Genomic DNA, 20,475 nt, shown 5'->3' with positions numbered 1-20,475 from the left:
GGTGATTTGTATATACAAATGAGGTTAGCCAACCCTGCCATTAAATCGTTTCTTCTTTTTTTGGAGCCAGTTCTTACTGTAATGTCTGCAATATCAAATATAGGTTGTTACGAATTTATGATTTAACCTCTCCCAGGTATTTAAGCTCCAGTTCCCGGAGCCGTTTGATTCTGTCCCTCACCTGAGCCGCCCTCTCGAATTCCAGTTTCTTTGCCGCCTCCTTCATCTCTTTGGTGAGGCTTCCGATCGTACTGGAAATCTTCTCCGGTGGAATTTCCAACATATCTGGCTCCGTCTCCATAGAGACAGTCAGATAGTCCGCCTCATATATGGTGGATAAAATATCGGTTATTCCCTTTTCTATACTCTTAGGAGTTATTCCTTGTTCTTCATTGTATTGCTGTTGGATGCCCCTTCTCCTCTCCGTCTCGGATATGGCCTGGGCCATCGATGAGGTGATTCTATCGGCGTAGAGAATAACCTTTCCTCTGATGTTTCGGGCCGCCCGGCCAAATATCTGAATTAATGAGGTTCCGGAACGGAGATAACCCTCCTTGTCCGCATCCAGGACTGCCACGAGAGAGACTTCTGGGATATCCAGCCCCTCCCTTAATAGGTTAATTCCAACGAGGACATCAAACTTGCCCATTCTCAGGTCCCGTACGATCCTTATTCTCTCCAGCGTGTCGATATCGGAATGCAGGTACCTGACTCTAATTCCCAGGTCTCTGTAGTATTCGGTCAAATCCTCGGCCATACGCTTGGTGAGGGTGGTTATGAGGACCCGGTCTCCCGATTGCACCCTTTTTCTTATCTCGTCTAAAAGGTCGTCGACCTGATTCTTAGCCCCTCTTACCTCCACCTCCGGGTCGGCAAGCCCGGTCGGTCTGATTATCTGCTCGACCACCACTCCGCCTGATTTTTCGATTTCATAGGGACCGGGAGTAGCCGACACGTATATCACCTGATTCACCCTTTCCTCGAACTCGGAGAAATTCAACGGGCGGTTATCCACTGCAGATGGTAATCTGAACCCATGCTCAACTAGGGTAAGCTTCCTGCTTCGGTCCCCTTCGTACATACCCCTTAGCTGGGGCACCATCTGATGGCTCTCGTCGATTATCATCAGGAAATCCTTGGGAAAGTAATCGAGGAGCGTCCAGGGCGGTTCTCCCGGCTTCCTTCCGGAGAGATGTCTCGAATAATTCTCGATGCCCGGGCAAAAGCCCATGGTGGAAAGAAGCTCGATGTCGTAGTTGGTCTTCTCTTCGATCCTCTGTTTTTCCAGCATCATACCGCGGGATTCAAAGTATTTTATCCTCTCCTTCAACTCCTCTTTGATGTCTTCTATTGCCTGGAATAGCCTGCCCCGAGGGGCTACGTAATGGGTTCCGGGGAATATGGCTACCCTTTTGACCGGCCGGAGGGACTTTCCCCTTAATGGGTCTATTTCCTTTATCGATTCCACCCGGTCTCCAAAAAACTCTATGCGTAGGGCAACCGTTTCCTGATGTGACGGAAATACATCAACCACGTCGCCCTTCACCCGGAAACTGCTCCTATAGAGGTCCAGGTTACTCCTTTCATACTGAACTTCGGTCAATTTTCTGAGCAGATCATCCCGGTCCAACTGCATTCCCTCTTCCACCATTGTCAGAAGCCCGTAGTAATCCTGCGGAGCGCCTATGCCGTATATGCAGGACACGCTGGCCACTATGATTACGTCCCTCCTTTCAAAAAGCGACGAGGTGGCGGCGTGCCGCAATCTGTCTATATGCTCATTTATCTGGGCGTCCTTTTCTATGTAGGTGTCGGTTTCGGGAATGTAGGCCTCCGGTTGATAGTAATCGTAGTAGCTCACAAAATAGTGGACTGCGTTTTCCGGAAAAAGCTCTTTGAGCTCTCCGTAGAGCTGGGCGGCCAAGGTTTTGTTGTGGGATATGACCAGGGTCGGGCGTCCGACGTTGGCGATTACGTGGGCGATGGTGAATGTCTTTCCGCTCCCGGTAACGCCGAGAAGCACCTGATGCTTAAGCCCTTTGAGCACACCATCGGTAAGTTCCTCTATGGCCTGGGGCTGATCGCCTTTTGGGGATAATTCACTGTTGAGTTTGAATATGCCGGGCACGGTAATAATTTAGTTTAGCATAATCAAAGCAGTGCTTCACCGTTCCTGGGTGCCCGATTAACCAAGACTTAACTCAAATACAATAATGCCTTTATAATCGGCTGATATCCATTTATAGATTATTAATGACAGTCAAACTTAAGCTTGTAGTTAACTTTATTCCGAATCCGGGCGTCGGAGAGATTTAAAAGGAGGTTAAAATGAAGCATTCTATGTTATTAAACAAGGTGGGAAACAACTACGAGTTGTACATCACCGATTTGTCCGGCTTTGTAGCGGCAGGAAAGACGAAAGAGGAAATACTGGACATAATTAGGGAGGCAATGGAGATACACCTCGAATCTATTGATGAGAAAGGTATTTCAACTTCGGATTCCAGGTCGAACCTAGACTAGATTCTGGCTTTATGCGTTTTTAGGTTCTCGATAGAATTAGTCACTAGAAGAACTTTGTCTCGGTTTCGGTTGAGTGGTAAGCGTCCGAATCCTTCTAACCTGAAACACTCCCTACTTATGCCTAATTATGATATTGTGCCGATGTCAACCCTTTCCCAAAATTTGCTTATCGCCATTTTGTTTATCATGATAATAGGCCATGATAGGGGAGAAATTATGAACACCATCAGTTTAAGACTGCCAGAGTCGCTTCACAAGAAAGTCAAAGCATTGGCAAAGCAAGATAAGATGTCCATTAATCAGTTTATAAATGCAGCTATAGCAGAAAAGGTGTCTGCATTATTGACAAAGGCATATCTTGAAGAGCGGGCAAAAAGGGGGTCTAAGAAGAAATTTCAAAAAGCGCTCTCAAAGGTTAAAGACACTGAACCGGATGAAGGCGATAAATTGTAAATAAGAAGGTCGCTGCATCGGAGTGGACTTACTACGGGGAGCATGAAATAGTTTACATTGCAGCATATCGTACATGCTTTTCACTAAAATATCTTTGAACGATTTTAGGTTGACGCTGGCGGCTTCTAAGAAAGCTACGAACATTGGCCATAAGTTCGTGTTGATTGTAGGTCCGCCTGCGCCCAACCGCATTACTCTTCACATCTTGATTCAGTACCTCATCCGGATTGAGTTCTGGACTATATGCCGGAAGGAAGAAAAGTCGAAAACGATGTTCGTTCTGTTTGGACCATTTCTTGACCTTAAACGAGCGGTGAACCGGATGTCCGTCCGTAATCAAAAACACTTTTCGTCTGGCTTGCCGAATCAAACGTTTCAAGAAATCCAAAAATATATCTGCACTAAATCTCCCCTTAAAAACCATAAAGTTGAGCCTGCCCCGATTGGTAATGGCCGAGATCATGTTGCAGCTAAATCGCTTCCCTGTCCCCGGAATTATCGGTGTCTGGCCGCGTCGTCCCCAGGAACGCCCTACGGCATGGTCAGAGCGCAGCCCCATCTCATCTCCCCAATAAATCTCCGCTCTCTCACCTCTGGCTTGTTTACGTATTTCCGGGTATTGTTCTTCAAGCCAACGGCGTACCTGTTCAGGATTCCTTTCAAAAGCACGACCTATGGGTTTCTGAGGGGTAAATTTCCAACGAGCCAAGTAACGACCTATAGTCCATATCGAAAGTCTAATCCCAAAACGTCGCTCCACCAAATTTGCAACCACCTCTCCAGTCCAAAGATAAAACGGCAATTTCAACTGTTCTGGAGTACGATCCAAAATCGTCCTAGCAATTTGTGCTGCTTGCCATGGAAGGAGAGACCCTCCTTTCGGACGCCCTCGCTTTTTTGCTTTAAGAGACTTGGGGCCATCTTCCCTGTAAGCTCTGACCCATTTGCTTATAGCTTGGCGTGTGATACCAAACATTTTTGCCACCTCCACCTGCTTCTTCCCATCAAGAACTGCTCTCACAGCTTTAATACGAATATCTTCCTGAGCTACTGCCGGAAGCGAACGAGCATCTCGTATATTCATGCATTATATTGCACATGATTTATAACAGAGTGTAAACTATTTTATGCACAGATTAGTAAATCCAGCACTTTTCCGTTACCATAAATGTTTAAACTTAAATGCTACTAGCAAACACTAAGGGATTACTCGAATGCATGCGGTTCGTTCTTACACAGAATTATTATTGGGCCTAAACCTGGAACCATTGCATGAATGGCGCGCCCGGAGGGATTTGAACCCCCGACCTTCGGATTCGTAGTCCGGCGCTCTATCCAATCTGAGCTACGGGCGCTTAGAAGAGATAAGCTAAAAATCTACACTAGTTTCCACACGTTGTGAATAGCCATCCCCGAGAGCGTGTGAAAACTCATTATTGAAGTTATTGAGGAAATCCTTTTGTCTATCTATTCGCCTTCGAGTTATCAATCCAGGAATAATAAGAATGAATCTCGAAACTTTTTTATGATAGAATAGTTATTATATAGGTTTAAGAAGATAGGAGTGAAAGAATGAATAAGCCTAACCGGATTTATCGAGACGATACTAATGAAGAAATATATTTTATAGACTTAAATCAACCGATCACCGCCCTGCTGGCGTCACCTTCGAAGTTTTTCCTAGAAGGAATCAACAGAGTCCTCCAGAATGAAAAAGGCATAATAATAGTATGGCTAGCACACGGCCAGGAGGAAATCGAAAAAAATCTGGAACGGATAAAACCGGATATCCTATTCATCGATAATAGAACGCTGAAATTTGATGTTCCCAAAATTCTCCCTTTAATAAATTCCGATACCAAGCTCATCTTGCTTGGAGACCGTTCCACTGCAGAACTTGGCCTCCCTAATGTTACATACCTGACCAGGCACACCAGCTCCTCAGAACTGATTCTGGCTATGAGAAAAAGCCTATATAGATCTATGGCTATAAATATCGAGGAATATAAGCCCAGCGCCATCAGCAACTTGACTCCGAGCAACATGGATGAGCCCGAAACCATAATAGACCTCACTGATGAGGTCCTTTTTGAAGAAGGGGATGAAATAAAGCTCTTTGATGACGAGATTGGTCTTGAAGAAAACATACATACGATTGATCATGAGTTTGACCATCTTGATCATACTCATTACCATCGGAGAAAAAGGGATGTGTACCCGCGTGTGTGGTCTCTTAGACAATTTAGTCTATTTTTACTCTTAGCCTTCGGAGCTATTTATTTCGGCACTAAATACATCTATCCAAACCCTGACCTCAGCTTTATATCGTCTAACTTATTCCGTCCGACTGACCCTAAAATTGAGAGTGAAATTAAGATGGCGCTATCGGAACGAGGTTTCCCACATATAAATGTTAGCGTTGACGAGGGAAAAGCAGTATTAAGCGGAAAAGTACAAAGCGAAGAGGACTACAATAAAGTCAGCATGATCGTCAAAGAGGTCAAAGGGGTGAAGGACATTGAAAGTCACCTAGTCGTAGAAAATATGGTCACTCATGGTGATAGCATACCAGATATAGAGGAGACAGAATTCCATCAACACAAACTAAACGATGAGCAGGAAAAAGAGAATGACGAAAAGGCCTCACACTTAAACAACGATAAAAATGAACAAAGCAACGAACCGGTCCTAGAAAAACAAGTGGCTTACAGCAGGAGCATCCCCAAGGCGGAAGTGATACAACCTATTCAACGAGAAACAGGCCAAGACCGGGAACAAGGGAGTAACAGCAAAATCTCTTCCCCAATTGGTAAGAAGGGAACCAGTAATAGACCGGCAGTCGAAAAAGAAGCTAATGAGTCCAGAAGATTACAAGTATTGTCTGAACTGGAGAACGAGGTGAGAAGAAAGGATGTCGTCGAAGTTATTAGGACAGGCCAGGACCAGCCCAGGGAGCTTGAATATGAGAAGAGAGTTTCAGCACTTCTGTCTACTATAGACGCATCCATCGCCAGAGACATAGAGAAAGCCCTTGCCGATGAAGGATATGAAAATATAAAAGTCTCGGTAGAGAACGGCGAGGTCTTTCTAATTGGGGAAGTAAAAACTCATCAGGAGCATATACGCCTTCACCGCATTGCGCTCAGAACCAATGGAGTGAAAAAGGTTAAAAGCGTTTTGGGGATCTCAGAATACAATATGCAGTAGCCGGCCAGAAAGACACGGTCATCCATAGAAGAAATCTGGGACGACCAGTCAAATCCCTTACGCCAGCCGGTTTGATAATGGAAATAAGCTTGAGTTGAAACCTCTGGCGGAGAGGGAGGGATTCGAACCCTCGAAGGAGTTTTATCCCCTTCCTCGCTTAGCAGGCGAGTGCCTTCGACCACTCGGCCACCTCTCCTTTTCACTCTATGAGATTAAGGTAAAAATTAACCAAACAGGGTATGGGTGTCAAATTGAATTGACCATAGTTGCACTTGTCAATTGTTCACGGAAGGATAGTTCGTTCCCTTTACCCTTGCCTTGACTAAGGTGTATTTGACCACCCCTTTGGGCGATTTTATCTCATGGTAGATAAGCCCTACCCCTTTTGCATACACGTCTTTGAACCAGAATTGGCCGTCGTCAGGGATGGTAGCTACTATCAAATCATCGAACATTCCAGCCGGCGTCGAAAATTGAGACCTATCGGGATTCAGCCCAACATCATCGGGGTAAAGGCTCTGCACCCCTTTCTTGGACGATACCAAAACACTTCCGGAAGGGTCAACCCGCATGGCAATGCTTTTTTGGCCGAAAAATCGGTCAAAAACCGACCAGCCGTCTTGGGAGATAGAAATTATAGAGTATGTTTCCTCTCCCGATTTATCTGAAGACTCAACCCTGTAGGTCCAGGAGTTCCCCTTATCCAGCGGAAGAAAGAGTGCCATATCCGCTTTTCCATAATCCTTAAGCACGTTAGTATAAGATGGAACTTGCCCGATACCACTGTCCCTCGGGATGGGCGGAAGTGGTATATCCTCGACAAACCTTACATTTGTCTTCTGCACATCCAGGGGATAAAGCTTAGTCACGATGTATGGAAACATTCCTGGTTTCCTGGCATTTAAGTCCCCTGTACCAAATGGCCTCACCACGTATCTTACCTCAACGGTATGGTCCGATTTCTTCTCCGCTCCCCATATTTCCGTCGAGCTCGCCAATTTCCCTCTTGACACGATGACAACCACCAGCTCATAACTAAAATCGACGGATGGGATCTCACTCTTTATTCCCAGTTGACTCCACACCTTTCTGAGTTCGTCCTGGTTTTTAACCACTATGTTCTGAGCAGGAGAAGAACTGCCGGTGGTTCCCTCAGATAAAGTGGAGTGTTCTATACCGCCGGGCGAGGCGAATAACAGTGTACAGAAGACAAATAGCCCTTTCATGCTCATAGTTCTCTGCTCCTTTTCCCCTAAATTATACGTTAAAATATCGGGGAGCTTTCACCCGAATCTCTTTATATTGCAAAAGAAACCTTGCTTATGTAAAATTACAAAAGAGTACAACAAACGGAGGGTATAGCAAATTATGACAGACGGCAATCCTTTCAAATTACTGAAAGAGGAAATGGATAAGCACGTGATTGGACACGAAGAGGTTAAGATGGCTCTCCTTCTGGGTGTGATCTCCAGAGAACACATATACATAGAAGGTCCTCCGGGAACGGCAAAAACAATGCTTGCCGAGATCATTTCAGGAGCCGCTCAGCTCAGATTCTTTTTCTATCAGCTTCACCGGGATACAAGATTGTCCGAGATACTGGGCGATTTGGTTATATCGAAACAGATAATAGACAAAGAAGGAGAGGTAATCAAACAGAGAATCGTAAAAGGGGGGATACTTACCGCTGAAATATGCCTACTCGACGATATTTCTCGTGCGCCGGGCGAGTCCCTCAACGTGCTTCTTAGAATATTGAATGAAAGGAAGTTCGGGGATGATTCTATACCCCTTCTTACCGCAATCGCTACGAGCAACCCCACCGCCGACGAATACTATAACGAACCCCTGGACCCGGCAAATTTGGACCGTTTTGTGCTACAGATTAATGCCCAAGGGCTTTCCTATGGCCGGAAGTGGGATCAAGCAAAAGAAATAATAAAATTATACTCCGAAAGACCGCTAAGTTATGAGGTTCCGGTAAGGGTAAGCAAGAAGGTTTTCGATGAATACTATGAAAAACTAGCAGTCGTAGAGATTCCAAACGAGGTCCAAGAGGGTTTAGCTAACTTCGTTGCTACCCTAATCGAAGACTATAACCAAAATGAGACGAACTCCCTGATTTCTGACCGAACGTTCTTCGTGAAGTCCCTAAAAATCATACGGGCACACGCTCTTCTCAATAACCGAGATCATTGCACCCTAGAGGACCTAAGGGCTCTAAAATACATGACTGCTTTTCGCGTACAACCGGAGGTTTTCCTCAAACTCGACGAGATTATTGACGATGTAATCTCAAAAAAAAAAGCCTTCAAACATTCAAAGAGCGATATAGAGCAGCAGACGTCTGAGTTTGAACGCGATATGCCCGGTGCACGGCAGAGGGAAAACCAGGGCGAGAAAGAAAAGCAACCCTCCGACCAACTTTCTGAAGCCCGCCGGACATTTTTCCAGGCACTTAAAGAGCTGAAAGAAAATATAGCTAACGACAACCAAATAAATATGGACAGCGATTTTAATTCCGATATGGAAGCAGGCGGACATCCCGAAGACAACGACGGGGATGGAGAGGAAGGTAGACCGAAGACATCTCAGAAGACCTACTCCAGTAAATCTCCAAAACCGGGCGACGAGGAAGATTACTGGATCGGTGGCAAAAGGAACTTGGAGTCCGCCGACAACGTGAGAATAATAATGAAGGTATTGGAAGGAAACTTCCAGCGTAGCATTGCCATGGATGCTCCCCATCCCGGCGGCCTTCCCCGAAAGTGGAAGAGGATGGTCGACTTTGACGAGATGGAGGACGTGGAGCCGTTTGAGGGTATGTTCTGGGCCGAACATACCACCCCTACCCTTCCCCGGGTTCATAGACGGGAGAAACAGGTTATAGGAGGGGAAATCGCCATACTCCGGGACGTGAGCACCTCTATGATGGGGGTTTATAGTGAATGGTCATCATCGGTGGTCCGTGGGGTAATCGAACTTGCCCGTACAAAAAAAATGAAGGTTGGATACATCGAATTTAACCACCGCTCCTACAAATACAAGAGAAACGACAAGTATTTCACCAGGGACTACAGGTGGATATTGGAGCTGGCCTCAAAAACCGAGTGCTCCGGAAACACCAACTACGAGGATGCGCTCAAGGATGCTCTTTCCGAGTTCAAAGGGAGGGGGCAGAGAAATAAGCATATACTTTTCATCACCGACGGCATTCCCACCTCTGGCGACTGTGAGGTAATCAACGAGAGGATAAGGGCCAAGAAGCTAGGAGTATGTATACACTCGATATTCATAGGCTCAAAAAATTATCCAAAGATACTTCAAAAGATTTCTGAAGAAACCAGCGGTACTCAGTTTATTGCCTCTCGTGGTAAGGACGGGGTGATAAGGATAGAGAAAAAGGACAAAAAATTGCTTAATCCGACCCCGGTCGAAAAACCGCGCGTGGACCCCTTTACCAACGTGTTCTCTCAGTAGGAACGGTTCGTTTTCTTTTGGTACTTAATCACCGCTTCGCGGTGGTTTCGGTAGTCGGAAGAAAAATGGTGAGTACCGTCACCCTTAGACACGAAGTAAACATAATCCACCCTGGCCGGATTTAACGCCGCCCAGAGGGACTCCTTTCCCGGATTAGCGATCGGCCCCGGAGGAAGCCCACTGCTTCTGTAGGTGTTGTAGCTACTGGCCTCGTTTGTTAAATGTTCCTTCCTAAGATTGCCGTCAAAATCACTACCCAATCCGTAAATCACGGTCGGGTCGCTCTCCAGCCTCATTCCCAGCCTCAGGCGGTTATAAAACACCGCTGAGATCAAAGGTCGCTCCGACCCGTCTCCGGTTTCCTTCTCGATGATTGACGCCAGGATAACAATCTCATGATTGGTGAGTTGTGGCTCAGGGGATCCTGACCCAAGAGCTTCATAAACCTTTTTAAATCTTGATGTCATCATCATAATAAGCTCTTCTGGAGTTATACCTTTGGTATAGGAATAGGTATCCGGGAATAGATAGCCCTCAAAACTGGCCACGGAATCTCCTAAAATCTCTCTGGCAAATACAGTGCTTTTCGCCTTCTCCATAAAGTCTTCACCGGACATGACTCCATTTGCATCTAATAACTCGGCTATTTGATCCATGGTCAGGCCTTCCGGTATGGTTATCTTCCTGACTATAACGTCCCCTTTTATGAGTTTCTCAATAATCTGGTTCAACGAGTCACCGGGGCGGAACTCGTACTCTCCGGCTTTCAATCGGTTCTGAGCTCCTTTGAGAAATACGAAGAAGACGAATAATTTTTCGTTCCTTATGACCCCCGATTCCTCCAGGCTAAGAGCAATCTGGCTCAAGCCCATTCCCCGGGGAATATCCACCACTACCTTTTTCCCGAGTGACGGAAGAAAATAAGAAAAATAGAAAAAAAGAGCACTAAGGACAGTGATTATAAGCAAGAAGAAGATAACAGCTAATTGTACTTTCTTCTTGAATCCCATCTTCGAGACCGGGCCGCTCATAAAACCTAATCCTCTCCCTTGGAAATAATTACCAAATCGTCTCTATGTATAATCTCGTCGCCGTATTTATATCCCAGGATATTTTCTATCTCTGATGTCTTTACACCTACTATTCTTCTTATTTCGTCAGAGTCATAAGAGGTGAGTCCTCTGGCCACCTCTGTACCCCTTTCATCGACACACCTAATCAGCTCACCCAAATCGAACACTCCGCGCACTGCCTTAACCCCGGCCGGGAGAAGACTCTTCCCCGACAAGGAGATAGCCCTCTTTGCCCCCTCATCAATCACCACCTCTCCTACCGGTTTAAGGGTAAATGCTATCCAATGCTTTCTCCCCTTAATTCTCTCCCTAGCCGGAAGAAAAAGGGTACCTGTTTCCTTGCCGGAAAATATTTCAGAGAGGGAATTCGGCTTTTTCCCGTTGGAGATAATGGTGGGAACGCCAAAGGCTGCAGCCGTCCTGGAGGCCTCGATCTTGGTCCTCATTCCGCCGGTGGTGGTTTTGCCCAAGGTCTCCCCGGCTATCTCCTCAACCCTTTCGTCTATTTCTTCTATCACCGATATCAGCTCTGCATCGGCGTGGTTCCTCGGATTTTTGTCGTATAAGCCGTCGATGTCGCTGAGCAGAATGAGCAGGTCTGCTTCCACCAGGCTGGTTACCAGGGCGGCTAGGTTGTCGTTGTCGCCAAACATGATTTCCTCGACCGCCACCGTATCGTTCTCGTTTATGACTGGAATCACTCCCATTTTAAGTAGCGTGAATAGTGTCTTACGGGCGTTTAAAAATCTTTTTCTCACTGAAAGCCCATCGTGAGTAAGCAGGATCTGCGCCACCCTTTCCCCAAACTCAGAGAATGCCTTTTCATAGTACCAGATAAGAGTACTCTGGCCGCAGGCGGCTATAGCCTGTTTCATGGATATGTCCCTGGGCTTGTCGCCGAGCCTAAGTTTCTTCATACCGGCGGCAATGGCCCCTGAAGAAACTAAGATCGGCTCTATGCCCCTGGATTTCATTCCAGAAACTTCTTTGGCAATCTGGCCGAAGACGCCCTCGGACAACTCACCATACTCATTCGTAAGGACGCTACTCCCTATCTTTATCACTACCCTTTTGACGCGGGAAATCAGAGCTTTTCTTTCTCTTTTTTTCATGGGAACTAAGACAGCTTATAATTCTACCTGAAAGGCAGTGACTGGTTGAGGGGGTATTTCTTGACAACACATGCTCATCTGGCTATCTTTAAATTCACTAAGAGCGGGAATAGCTCAGTTGGTAGAGCGTCTCCTTGCCAAGGAGAAAGTCGCGGGTTCGAGTCCCGTTTCCCGCTCCAGTTCTTTAGCCTTACTAAACAGTTTTTATTTTAGCCACGAATTAACACGAATCAGAACCAAAAAAACCATGCACGATAAATGGTTCACAATGCATGAAATTTTTACAAGTATCCGGCATCGTGTATCCTGCCTATTTCCCTTCGCGGTAATATTTTTTTCTCTGTGCTAATACATTGGGACATACCCCGGCTGGGATTGGATTCGGTCACACCAGTCTCGGACGGCAGGAAAAGGAGAAAGACTTACCTCCCCCTCCTCAGCAGTATTCACATAAGCGTAGCAGCCGATATCGGCTATGGAATAATACCCAGCCAAGAAATCGTTTTTCTTTAAATGATTATTCAGTATCTCAAGAAGCAAGCTTACCACTCTCACGAAGTGCCGCAAGCTCATTCTCATTGCCGTTTTCTGGGGGAACAAATCTGGTCATGAAGCGTGCCCTTGCCAGAATGGGTCAAGTGTTGTCTTCCCGAAGAAAAGCCACTGAGATATTGCGCCAAAGGTTCTTAGTTCATCGGAATAAATACGGTTAGGTACATATTTTTACCTAAATAAAGAGGTATTGCATTTGCCTCCCACATAATAAACTCGCCATTAACAAGAACAGGGATTTTCTTGTTTGGATTGAGTGCTATGAATTCCGGGCTGTTTTGTTCTCCTTAAAAGTATCTAAATTTATTCTCTCATATTCCAACCCAAGCTGGCTTAAAGCCAGCCTTACCTTGTAGCAATTTACGGAGAGTGGAAAGTCATATAGCTTTATCATCGGCTTATCCGTCTGAAAAGGTATCGTTACCCTATATTCACTCGTCTATGTATTTCAAAAATTTCTCCGTAAACCTCTCCTTTCCCATTATCTTGAAGAGCATTTCCTTTTTGGGAATGTAATAAGCAACCTTAGCTCGGGTGCAAATCACCTTTTTCTCATCCATTATGCTGGCATTCACAAAGACCCTTCTTCCCTGAATTCGGTCAATCTTACCCCTTACCTCCAGCAAAGAAGGCGTCTTAACCGCATTCAGGAAATCCATCTCCACCTTGACTGTGACCCCGATCTTCCTGAGCTTATCGAACATCGCCCAGAACGCCACTTCATCGACCAGAGCGCATTGAACCCCGCCGTGAAGAATGCCCGGAAACCCAGCGAAGTGTTCTTCCGGTTTTATCCGGGTGAATACCTCTTCGGTTTCATCATCGGCATAGAATTTCATCCTGAGCCCCAAGTTATTCCGGGGGTCGCAGGCAAAACACCCATAGCCCGGGAAGTCAATAAAAACGTTTTCTATCTCTCGAATCATCGGGCAGTAAGTTTATCCGAAGAGAGACTAGGGGCAAATTTGCTTCTGATCGGACGCTGATGAACACTAGCAAAGAGATGCATGATGCACGATACATGTTTCATGTTTTATCCTGCATCGTGTATTCTGCACCCTGAATCAGCATATTCATATTCTTTAACCCCTCTCCTTGCCTGGAGTGAGATTAACGGACTTCTTCTCTTTCAATCACCTTTGCCACCGCAGCAACCTTCTCCCCCGGCTCCAGGTCTATTAGCCTTAGACCCTGCGTGCCCCTTCCATAGACACTTATCTGGGAAGCCTCCATCCGAATCACCTTCCCGTGGGTGGTAATCAGAATAACCTGCATATCATTTGTTACCTGGAAGGCCCCCACGACCCTTCCATTCTTCTCCGTAGTCTTAATCGTAATAACACCCTTTCCCCCACGTCCAGTAAGCCGGTATTCGGAAACAGGGGTTCTCTTTCCATAACCCATCTCCGTAACCGTAAGCACCTGTACATCCTTATTCTGAATTACCTCAAGGCTTACCACCTCATCTTCCTCATCCAGCCTTATTCCTATCACCCCGGTGGCCGTCCTGCCCATATCCCTTACATCTTCTTCGTTAAACCTGATCGCCTGTCCGAAACGGGTGGTTAGCAGAATCTCATCATTGCCGCTGGTGATTGCCGCACCGATGAGCTCATCGCCCTCCCGCACGTTCACGGCTACTATGCCACCGGCGCGCGGGTTTGAATAAGCCATGAGCTCGGTCTTCTTGACTATTCCGTTTTTGGTTGCCATTATCACAAACTGTCCCTCTTTGAATTCGCGCACCGGAAGAACGGCGGCAACGCTCTCTTTAGAGGATAAATCGAGCAGGTTAACTATGGCTTTTCCCTTGGCCGTAGGCCCCGCCTCGGGGATCTCGTGAACCTTCAACCAGTAGCACCTTCCCAAGTTGGTGAAGAAAAGAACGTAGCTGTGAGTAGACGCTACGAAGATAGTTTCGACGAAATCGGTATCTTTCGTAACCATGCCAGTCTTTCCTTTACCGCCCCTCCTCTGGCTTCGGTATACGCTAAGCGGTGTGTTCTTGATGTACCCTTCATGGGTAATAGTCACCACCATGTCCTCGTCGGCAATGAGGTCCTCTATGGAGATATCATCCACGTCATCGATGATCTCCGTCCTTCTCTCATCATCGTAACGCTTTTTTATGTCTTCGAGTTCTTCGACAATGATATCAAGGATGAGCTGTTCCTTGGCCAGGATCTCTTTAAGCTTGGCCACGGTCTTGATCAGTTCATCCCTTTCCTCCAGTATCTTTCCCCTCTCTAGAGCTGTGAGTCTCTGAAGCCTCATATCCAGGATGGCCTGGGCCTGAATGGCCGAGAGGGATAGTTTTGCTATTAATCCATCCTTGGCCTCTTGCGGGCTCTCCGATTTTCTAATCAATGCGATCACTTCGTCCAGATGGTCAAGCGCAATTTTGAGACCTTCTAATATGTGGAGCCTCTCTTCCGCCTTACGAAGCTCGTATTGGGTTCGCTTGGTTACTACTTCCTTTCTGTGCTCTATGAACTGAGTTATCAGGTCCTTTAGGGGAAGAACCCGGGGCTGATTCCTTACCAGGGCAAGCATGATTATTCCGAAAGAGGTATCCATCGGGGTATGCTTATAAAGCTGATTCAAGGTCACCTCCGCGTTTTCCCCCCGCTTTATCTCCACGACTACCCTGATCCCTTCCCTGTCCGACTCGTCGCGGATGTCCGAGATAGACTTTACCTTCTCATCCTTCACCAACTCGGCAATACGCTCGATAAGCTTCGCCTTATTGACCTGAAAAGGTATCTCGGTGATGATAATGCTTTCCCTATCGCCCTTCTTCTGTTTCTCGATCTTGGCTCGGGCTCTTAACTTGATAATCCCCCGGCCAGTGGCATAGGCCTCTTTTATAGCCTCTCTACCACATATGAAACCTCCGGTAGGGAAATCGGGCCCGGGCACGTGTTTCATCAACTCTTCGAGCGAGATATTGGGTTTTTTTATCTGGGCGATGATGGCATCTACCAGCTCCCCCAGGTTGTGAGGAGGTATGTTGGTGGACATACCGACGGCGATCCCGGAAGAACCGTTTAAAAGGAGGTTGGGAATCTTTGCCGGTAGGACAACCGGCTCGACGGCGCTACCATCGTAGTTGGGGACGAACTCCACCGTCTCTTTGTCTATATCCTCGAGCATCTCCCCGGCGATGCGGTCAAGCCTTACCTCCGTGTAACGCATAGCCGCAGGCGGATCTCCATCAATAGAGCCGAAGTTTCCCTGCCCGTCGATCAGCGGATAGCGCATGGAAAATTCCTGAGCCATTCTCACTATGGCATCATAGATGGCGGCGTCTCCGTGGGGATGATATTTTCCCATCACGTCTCCGACTATCCTGGCCGATTTCTTATAAGGTTTATTCCACTCATTCCCTAGTTCATACATGCCGTAGAGAATACGGCGGTGAACCGGTTTTAAACCGTCCCGGGCATCGGGAAGGGCGCGTCCGATGATGACGCTCATCGAATAGCTGAGATAGGACTCCTTCATCTCCTCTTCGATGTTTACAGGCAATATCTGAGAAGCAGTAGTCATCTAAATATAGACCTCCTGATATTACAATCCCCCTACTTTGAGCTTACAGTAAATAGACGAGGTTCTTACTTTAACTGGAAAGTTTCGAGTGCTTTTTCCGACGAGAAAATCTTGTAATTTGTAGGGAGAATTATCAATTTAGCGTAAATTTAGAATATACGAAATGAGACCCGATGTCAAAGAAGAGGAGTCACCGTAGAGAAGCAACATCTTGCGTCTTTACAATTGGGGTAATCCACATTATACGGGGATACGCTGGCCACAATACAACGTAAGGAACGCAGACCTGTACAGCAGCGTCGAAATATATGCATTACCTAGAAACACAAAGTCCACAAAAGTGCCTTCTAAATCATGACCGTTCAAATAATCCATTAAAGTCCAAATAACATTAGCTGTCAGAAAAAAGGATCACTTCGGTCCTGGAATTTATGCCTTCGACTACGCTCCCTTCGTTTCCGCTACTCACCCTTCGTCGTAGTTTATCCTGAGCCTTTCGGCTACGCTCAAGATAAACTAAGCCGAAGGACTCAGGGTGAAGGGGGTTACTATGGCTTTATCCCCTTCTTCATGGTGAGCGGAGTCGAACCATCATGGTGAGCGAAGTCGAACCATGAGCTTTTCGATAAACTCTGATAAGAACCCCCAACGAAGCAATCTCTTGTTTTAGACAAGTTTATTAAGAGACTAAATCTTTAGCTAAGATCACAGTTTCTCTTCTCACAATTATGTTTTGCCCCACTATCAAATTGGGCTATAATTTCCCTGTGAAAAATAAAGAAAAACCAATCCTCGTCCCATATCGCGATATCCTGAATAAGATTCGATTAAGTTTCCCCCAGCCGGTAAGCGACCGCGTCCACGACTCCTACCTGGTCCACACCGTAATGCGTGCCCTAGACGGTGTAGATGCCCTCAAAGGCGAACTGCCGATACTAGGAAAACGAGAACCCCTGGATTACACCTCGGCTCGTATGACCCGCCTGCCCGAAGAATCGTCCTCGTTAGAGGATGTAATCTCAGCATTGGTCAAATACCTGGAGGGTATGACCATCTGGGGACACCCGCGTACTCAGCAGAACGTAGTCCCCCCGCCCTCCATCGCCTCGCTTATTGGCATGACCCTGGCCCAGCTTTATAACCCGAACCTGGGATGGGATGTGTACAGCCACCGGGTGGCGCTGGCCGAAGTGGAAGTCGTAGCGATGGTCTCTGCACTGGTCGGATACAACCCGGTTCAATCTTCAGGGGTATTCACATTCGGAGGCACCGGCACCACCCTTTACGGTGTGAAGGTGGGAATCGAGAAAGCAATACCCAAAGCCATGGAGAACGGGGTGCGAGAAGATGCAGTAGTTTTTGCGAGCGATTGCAGCCACTATTGCCGTTTCAACGTCGCCGGCTGGTTAGGCTTGGGCGAGAAGAACCTCATAACAATCCCTACCAATGCCCGGAACGAGATGGATATTCCCGCGCTCAGGAAAAGGGCAAGGGAGGTGTTGGCAGAGGGAAGGAAGATAGCCGGTTTTATATGCACCATGGGAACTACCGATGCATTCGGGCTCGACGACCTGGAGGAAGTAGTCAAATTACGAAACGAATTGATGGAGGAATTTAGGTTGCCCTATTGTCCCCATGTCCATGCCGATGCGGTGATCGGCTGGGCCTGGTCGGTCTTTAATGACTATCCTTTCGAGGAAAACCCGATGGGCTTCCGCCCGCGCACCGTTCGCGCCCTGGCCGGAGCCGGCAATAGAATCCGCGACCTGCACCTCGCTGACTCGGTCGGCGTCGACTTTCACAAAACCGGCTTCACCCCGTACATTTCTAGCCTGGTTCTCTTCAAGGACCGAAAGGACCTGCAATTGCTTCAACGAGACCAGGAAAAGATGCCTTATCTATATCAATTCGGTGAGCACCGACCAGGAATGTACACCGTGGAGACATCCAGGAGCGGTGCCGGGGTGCTTGCGGCACTCGCCAACTTGAAGCTCTTCGGAAAGAAGGGCTTACAGGCCATAATCGGGCATATCGTGGAGATGGCCCAGCTTCTTCGCGAGCACCTGGAGGGACATGCCTATACCACGGTGCTTAACCGCGACAACTTCGGCACGGTGACCATATTCCGGGCCTATCCCGACGGCATAAACACATTTGAGATCAAAGAACAGGAACTGCATGACCCGGCATTCCGGGACACCCTTCTTCGCCACAACGAATACAACCGCCGCATTTCCGACTATGTGCATGACGAAGCGATGGGGGGAAGGGGAGTAGTGCTCTCGCTCACAGACTGCTACCGCTACACATCCTACGGCGAGCCGGTGGTAGGCCTCAAATCCTACATTCTCTCCCCCTTCGTAGATGAGGAAAACATCGAGGCGATCGTGGATAAGGTGCTAGAGGCGAGGGAAAAGATAACTATCTAAACGGCGAAGCCTTTTCTGACTGGACGCCTAGCCGACGGCATTTCTAGAGTAGCACCACATCAATCCTCTCATAACCTTCGTTTTTCTTCTTTTGCTTGAGGAGGGTGTAGTGCTAAACGCCCATCATTATATGCATCTTAGCATCTTAGATAGGTCTTGCTTTAAAAGGTGTGGCTACGCTCCAGGGATTTACGATCCCATCCTCCCAGAGTGGCCGCGGCTTCGTATGTACTTTGTAAAAACTCGAGCAAAGTGTCGTCGGGCGATTGGGCTTCTCTGACCGCATCATACGGCAGCAGAAACTCCCGAAAGTCGTCGCTGTAGTAAGCGCTCTCCGGCCTGACTGCAGCTTTGGCAAAGCCATTAGGTTCCGGGTAAGCATATGAGTAGAAGACCGGATGGGATACCGTACCGCCGCCTGCCCAGAATCCGCAACTGCTGACCTCATGTGAATAGGCCTCCCGGGTTACAGCGTCGGGAAGGTTGGGGATTCCTCCGGGATGCTCCGGCGCCCGCCGTCCGGAGAAGCGGGTTACCGCCAGGTCAGGGGCGCCCCAGAAGAAGTGGACGGGGCTGCATTTGCCGATGAATCGGCCCCTAAATCGCTTGAAGACCCGGTCTGACTGCGCCAGTATCCGCCAAAAACGGGTGGCATACTCCGGGTCGTAGGATGCGTGTTGTTCATCCTGGTCGAAAGGAATCGGGTCCGGCACTTCGTTTGGTTTCGTATTGATCTTGAGATACAAATCAAGCTTGCCGAGCTCCTCCATAAGCTGTCTGTAAAACGCCGCAACGGAGAGCGGCCGAAGCGGAACTATGCCAGCTCTATCATCGCTGCACTGTATTAGTAGCTTGTGGTCAATAAAATCGAAAGCGATCTGGAAAATCCTCGTTCCATATGAGAGAGGAGAGGTGGTGAGTCCACGGGCGGTAACGTATAGTGTCGCGTTCCAGGAATGGTTAACCCAGGGACTCTGGGCCATACGAATCTTCCCGACTATCTGTAACCACATGTGCAGTGTGGCATATGTATCCTTCCAGGCATCCAACGGGAGACTCGGCCATGCTTCGTTTTGTGAAATGGATTGTGACGACATAATAAACCTCCTCTCGGCAAAGCTAAGTATGAATGGCTGTAAGTCATAGCTAAAGTTAATTGCAATCGAGACTACAAAACCTGTTTTCGGGTCAAGAAGAAGTGGAAATGGGAAACTATACAGAAAAGAACCTCCCTCTTTGTCGGCGAGTATACTGGCGGAAAATATTACTCAAGGAGAAAGGGATGCATGGCTTTTTCTTAGCTCGCAATCCAAATCCGGAAGTGGATTTCTCAAACCTGCCAGTGGAAGGGTGCAAAGTGACCGTTATTCTGACCGCCGGTGTCGTCCCAGTCGAGACCAAATGCGTGAAAGTGACTCCGCGTTGCCCTTGCCAAACCCAAGCGAGGATTAACCGGATGAAGCGTGTTATCGATGCACATCGGCTCGTCGGGACTGGCCGGGCTGCTCACTCCTTCCAATCCCTGGTCAAGAATGCCCGGAATGGATATTGACCGGCTCTTCCCGTTCTTCTGGTAGTGAATGGGCCTGGACTCCGTCCCCAAAAACTGGCCGATCAGCGGGGCTAGGTTCGCCATTGGCCCACCGGCCTGGCCGCTGGCGATGGCGGTCAGCGCTTCCTGTTGTTCCGGATTTGCCCGCTCGTCTAGAATGAGACCGACGGACCAATTTCCTTCTATCATCTTGCCTGGCGAGCGCAATGCAATAACAAAGCTCAAATCATCCAGGACTAAATTACTATAGCGCCCTTTATCGATATGAAAGGCTAGTACCGCAGTACACGAGTCCTTGGTAGGCTTCGCCTCCAGGTTCGTATAGATGCAGGGACAGAGAAAATCGCAACTGCAGGTCTCAAAATAATCACCGGCTACTTGCCAGGATGTATCGGCCATAGTTTTTCTCCTTTAAACCTTGTTTAGCGTATTATTACTGCAAGCTATTGCTTGCCTAACTACCAGAATACAAAAAACCTGATTGCAGGTCAAGGAGAGAAAATGGAAAGTAGCCTACGGAGCTCATCGTCCGTTCTTCCTGAGCA

At 47.6% G+C, this 20,475-nt stretch carries 15 protein-coding genes and 3 tRNA genes; 6 read left to right on the top strand and 12 right to left on the bottom strand.

Annotated features, from left to right (window positions below; translation table 11 throughout):
- Positions 1 to 115: 115 nt before the first annotated feature.
- Complete coding sequence (uvrB, locus tag VNN20_02485; GenBank protein HWP91049.1) at positions 116 to 2,119, bottom strand: excinuclease ABC subunit UvrB; 2,004 nt, start codon at positions 2,117 to 2,119, stop codon at positions 116 to 118.
- A gap of 209 nt (positions 2,120 to 2,328) precedes the next feature.
- On the opposite strand from uvrB, the gene VNN20_02480 reads away from it, so the two are divergent.
- Together VNN20_02480 and VNN20_02475 are read left to right on the top strand one after the other, a co-directional pair.
- Complete coding sequence (locus VNN20_02480; protein ID HWP91048.1) at positions 2,329 to 2,523, top strand: type II toxin-antitoxin system HicB family antitoxin; 195 nt, start codon at positions 2,329 to 2,331, stop codon at positions 2,521 to 2,523.
- A gap of 216 nt (positions 2,524 to 2,739) precedes the next feature.
- A complete protein-coding gene (locus VNN20_02475) occupies positions 2,740 to 2,976 on the top strand; it encodes a DUF6290 family protein (protein HWP91047.1) in 237 nt (78 codons plus the stop codon).
- A gap of 52 nt (positions 2,977 to 3,028) precedes the next feature.
- On the opposite strand, the gene VNN20_02470 is transcribed toward VNN20_02475, so the two are convergent.
- Both VNN20_02470 and VNN20_02465 read right to left on the bottom strand, forming a co-directional pair.
- A complete protein-coding gene (locus VNN20_02470) occupies positions 3,029 to 4,060 on the bottom strand; it encodes an IS630 family transposase (protein ID HWP91046.1) in 1,032 nt (343 codons plus the stop codon).
- A gap of 193 nt (positions 4,061 to 4,253) precedes the next feature.
- Positions 4,254 to 4,331: transfer RNA gene (locus VNN20_02465), tRNA-Arg, on the bottom strand.
- Between the two features lie 217 nt (positions 4,332 to 4,548).
- Between VNN20_02465 and VNN20_02460 the strand changes: the two genes are divergently transcribed.
- The gene (locus VNN20_02460; GenBank protein HWP91045.1) at positions 4,549 to 6,183 is read left to right on the top strand and encodes a BON domain-containing protein; all 1,635 of its coding nucleotides are present in this window, start codon (positions 4,549 to 4,551) and stop codon (positions 6,181 to 6,183) included.
- 104 nt (positions 6,184 to 6,287) lie between these two features.
- Here the strand turns inward: VNN20_02460 and VNN20_02455 are convergent.
- Both VNN20_02455 and VNN20_02450 read right to left on the bottom strand, forming a co-directional pair.
- Positions 6,288 to 6,379, bottom strand: a tRNA-Ser gene (locus VNN20_02455).
- A gap of 79 nt (positions 6,380 to 6,458) precedes the next feature.
- Complete coding sequence (locus VNN20_02450) at positions 6,459 to 7,415, bottom strand: hypothetical protein (protein ID HWP91044.1); 957 nt, start codon at positions 7,413 to 7,415, stop codon at positions 6,459 to 6,461.
- Between the two features lie 136 nt (positions 7,416 to 7,551).
- Here VNN20_02450 and VNN20_02445 point away from each other — a divergent pair, with 136 nt between their 5' ends.
- On the top strand, positions 7,552 to 9,663 hold the full coding sequence (locus tag VNN20_02445) for an AAA family ATPase (protein ID HWP91043.1): 2,112 nt from the start codon (positions 7,552 to 7,554) through the stop codon (positions 9,661 to 9,663).
- Here VNN20_02445 and mltG read toward each other — a convergent pair.
- Together mltG and proB are read right to left on the bottom strand one after the other, a co-directional pair.
- Positions 9,657 to 10,694, bottom strand: coding sequence for an endolytic transglycosylase MltG (gene mltG / locus VNN20_02440; GenBank protein ID HWP91042.1), 1,038 nt, complete (start codon positions 10,692 to 10,694; stop codon positions 9,657 to 9,659). The two genes, VNN20_02445 and mltG, sit on opposite strands and share 7 nt — an antisense overlap.
- 5 nt (positions 10,695 to 10,699) lie before the next feature.
- On the bottom strand, positions 10,700 to 11,848 hold the full coding sequence (gene proB, locus VNN20_02435; protein ID HWP91041.1) for a glutamate 5-kinase: 1,149 nt from the start codon (positions 11,846 to 11,848) through the stop codon (positions 10,700 to 10,702).
- A 103-nt stretch (positions 11,849 to 11,951) separates the two neighbouring features.
- Between proB and VNN20_02430 the strand changes: the two genes are divergently transcribed.
- A tRNA-Gly gene (locus tag VNN20_02430) sits at positions 11,952 to 12,027 on the top strand.
- Positions 12,028 to 12,193: 166 nt separating this feature from the next.
- Here VNN20_02430 and VNN20_02425 read toward each other — a convergent pair.
- The 3 genes from VNN20_02425 to gyrA all read right to left on the bottom strand — a co-directional run bounded on the left by VNN20_02425 (position 12,194) and on the right by gyrA (position 15,949).
- A complete protein-coding gene (locus tag VNN20_02425) occupies positions 12,194 to 12,421 on the bottom strand; it encodes a glutathione binding-like protein (protein HWP91040.1) in 228 nt (75 codons plus the stop codon).
- Between the two features lie 410 nt (positions 12,422 to 12,831).
- Positions 12,832 to 13,326: a PaaI family thioesterase gene (locus VNN20_02420; GenBank protein ID HWP91039.1), complete on the bottom strand. Its 495-nt coding sequence runs from the start codon at positions 13,324 to 13,326 to the stop codon at positions 12,832 to 12,834.
- A 184-nt stretch (positions 13,327 to 13,510) separates the two neighbouring features.
- Positions 13,511 to 15,949 carry a DNA gyrase subunit A gene (gene gyrA / locus VNN20_02415; GenBank protein HWP91038.1) on the bottom strand — a complete coding sequence of 813 codons (2,439 nt, stop codon included), beginning with the start codon at positions 15,947 to 15,949 and terminating at the stop codon, positions 13,511 to 13,513.
- 767 nt (positions 15,950 to 16,716) lie between these two features.
- Here gyrA and VNN20_02410 point away from each other — a divergent pair.
- The gene (locus VNN20_02410; protein ID HWP91037.1) at positions 16,717 to 18,378 is read left to right on the top strand and encodes a pyridoxal-dependent decarboxylase; all 1,662 of its coding nucleotides are present in this window, start codon (positions 16,717 to 16,719) and stop codon (positions 18,376 to 18,378) included.
- Positions 18,379 to 18,539: 161 nt separating this feature from the next.
- Here VNN20_02410 and VNN20_02405 read toward each other — a convergent pair whose 3' ends face one another.
- Together VNN20_02405 and VNN20_02400 are read right to left on the bottom strand one after the other, a co-directional pair.
- Positions 18,540 to 19,475 carry a DUF5996 family protein gene (locus tag VNN20_02405; GenBank protein ID HWP91036.1) on the bottom strand — a complete coding sequence of 312 codons (936 nt, stop codon included), beginning with the start codon at positions 19,473 to 19,475 and terminating at the stop codon, positions 18,540 to 18,542.
- A 233-nt stretch (positions 19,476 to 19,708) separates the two neighbouring features.
- Positions 19,709 to 20,329, bottom strand: coding sequence for a DUF1326 domain-containing protein (locus VNN20_02400; protein HWP91035.1), 621 nt, complete (start codon positions 20,327 to 20,329; stop codon positions 19,709 to 19,711).
- Positions 20,330 to 20,475: the final 146 nt, after the last annotated feature.

This window comes from Thermodesulfobacteriota bacterium, from assembly GCA_035559815.1.
Classification (GTDB): Bacteria; Desulfobacterota_D; UBA1144; order Nemesobacterales; family CSP1-2; genus DATMAT01.
This window is presented reverse-complemented; position numbering and strand designations above follow the sequence as displayed.